At 71.1% G+C, this 2,382-nt stretch carries 2 protein-coding genes; both read right to left on the bottom strand.

What is annotated here, in order from left to right; genetic code table 11:
- A partial coding sequence (locus DRV96_RS18785) for a methyl-accepting chemotaxis protein (RefSeq protein ID WP_119293579.1) occupies positions 1-1,346 on the bottom strand: 1,346 nt, incomplete at its 3' end.
- Between the two features lie 34 nt (positions 1,347-1,380).
- Positions 1,381-2,382 (bottom strand): methyl-accepting chemotaxis protein (locus DRV96_RS17630; RefSeq protein ID WP_235823468.1); only part of this gene is annotated, 1,002 nt, incomplete at its 5' end.

A 2,382-nucleotide genomic window follows, 5' to 3' on the forward strand; every position in this document is an offset into this window, starting at 1 on the left:
TCGGCGGCGGCGGCGCTTTGCTCGACGAGGGCGGCGTTTTGCTGCGTCATGCGGTCGAGGTCGGCGACGGCGGCGTTGACCTGACCGAGGCCCGAGCTCTGTTCGCGCGCGGCGGCGCTGATCTCGCCGATGATGTCGCTGACGCGCTGCACCGAAGCGACGATCTCGTTCATCGTCGCGCCGGCGTCGGCGACGAGCTTGGAGCCGGTCTCGACCTTGTCGACGCTGGTGCCAATCAGCGCCTTGATCTCCTTGGCGGCTTCGGCGCTGCGCTGCGCGAGGCTGCGCACCTCGCCGGCGACGACGGCGAAGCCGCGGCCCTGCTCGCCGGCGCGGGCGGCTTCGACGGCGGCGTTGAGCGCGAGGATGTTGGTCTGGAACGCGATGCCGTCGATGACGCCGATGATGTCGGCGATCTTCTTGGAGCTGGCGTTGATTTCGTCCATCGTCGAGACGACCTGTCCGACGACTTCGCCGCCGCGGCGCGCGACCTGTGCGGCCGACGACGCGAGCTGGTTGGCCTGCGCGGCGGCGTCGGCGCTGTGGGCGACGGTGCCGGTGAGCTGCTCCATCGAGGAGGCGGCCTGCTGCAGGTTGGAGGCGGTCTGCTCGGTGCGCGCGCTCAGGTCGGCGTTGCCGCCGGCGATCTCGGTCGACGCGGTGCCGATCGAGTCGGCGGCCTGACGCACCTGCGCGATCGACTGCTCGACGTGACGCAGCGCGCCGAGCAGCTTGGCCGTCACCGGATCGTGGCTGTGCATGCGCGTGACCTCGAAACTCACGCTGCCGTCGGCGGCAACCATCTTTTCGGCCACCGTCGCCAGCGTCTCGGCGGTGCGGAAGTCGGCGCGCGCGCGCGCCGCGAGCATCAGCAGGACCGCCGACTCGGCGATCACGTACAGCGCGTGCTCGATGACGATCATCAGGCTCGGCTCGGTGAAGCACATCGGCCCCCAGCCCCACTGCTGGAAGTAGTTGAACGTCAGGTGGTGCACCGCGATCGTGCCGGCACCGACCAGGATCGGCAGTGCGCGCCGGTAGACGATCATCACCGCGAGGAACGCGAAGACGGCGAAGTGCGCCTCGGCGTGGCCGCGCGCGGCGTGGATCAGCAGCGCGACCATCGCCATGCCGGCGAACGGCAGCACGACCTGGCTGTCGGTGCCGCTGCGCGAACGCATCGCGACGAAGCCGCCGAGTGCCAGCAGCGCCAGCCCGACGACGGCGACGAGGCCCAGGCCGCCATTGACCGCGGCGTACGCGAAGGCGCCGACCCACACGGCGGCGATGGCGATCAGCACGATACGGTCGTCGTGCGTGAAGAGGGCAGTGGTTTTGTTCTCCATCGGACTTCCTCGGTGAACGCAGTGGGCGGCAGACTCAGAAGGTCTGCCAGTCGTCGTCGGTGTCGGCCGTGGCGGCCACTGGCACGGGCTTGGCCGCTGGCGTGTCGGCCGGCGGGGCGGTGCGCTTGGCGTCGCTCGATGCGGTCGTCTTCGGTGCCGGCGCCGCCGGCTTGAGGGCAGGCGCCGCCGGCGTGATGGCCGGTGCGGTCTTGGGTTCGGACGCGGGCTGTCGGGTGGCGACGGCGGGCGCTTTCATCACCGCGGGTGCGGCCGTCGGCGCGACGGCCGGCACCGCGGTCGCCCCGAGCTTGAACGTGGCCACCACGTCGGCCAGGCGCTTGGCCTGCTCCTTCAGGCTCTCGGCGGCGGCGGCGCTTTGCTCGACGAGGGCGGCGTTTTGCTGCGTCATGCGGTCGAGGTCGGCGACGGCGGCGTTGACCTGACCGAGGCCCGAGCTCTGTTCGCGCGCGGCGGCGCTGATCTCGCCGATGATGTCGCTGACGCGCTGCACCGAAGCGACGATCTCGTTCATCGTCGCGCCGGCGTCGGCGACGAGCTTGGAGCCGGTCTCGACCTTGTCGACGCTGGTGCCAATCAGCGCCTTGATCTCCTTGGCGGCTTCGGCGCTGCGCTGCGCGAGGCTGCGCACCTCGCCGGCGACGACGGCGAAGCCGCGGCCCTGCTCGCCGGCGCGGGCGGCTTCGACGGCGGCGTTGAGCGCGAGGATGTTGGTCTGGAACGCGATGCCGTCGATGACGCCGATGATGTCGGCGATCTTCTTGGAGCTGGCGTTGATTTCGTCCATCGTCGAGACGACCTGTCCGACGACTTCGCCGCCGCGGCGCGCGACCTGTGCGGCCGACGAGGCGAGCTGGTTGGCCTGCGCGGCGGCGTCGGCGCTGTGGGCGACGGTGCCGGTGAGCTGCTCCATCGAGGAGGCGGCCTGCTGCAGGTTGGAGGCGGTCTGCTCGGTGCGCGCGCTCAGGTCGGCGTTGCCGCCGGCGATCTCGGTGCTCGCGGTGCGGATGCTGTCGCT

Origin of the sequence: Azohydromonas sediminis, assembly GCF_003574675.1 — a bacterium.
Taxonomy (GTDB): domain Bacteria; phylum Pseudomonadota; class Gammaproteobacteria; order Burkholderiales; family Burkholderiaceae_C; genus Calidifontimicrobium; species Calidifontimicrobium sediminis.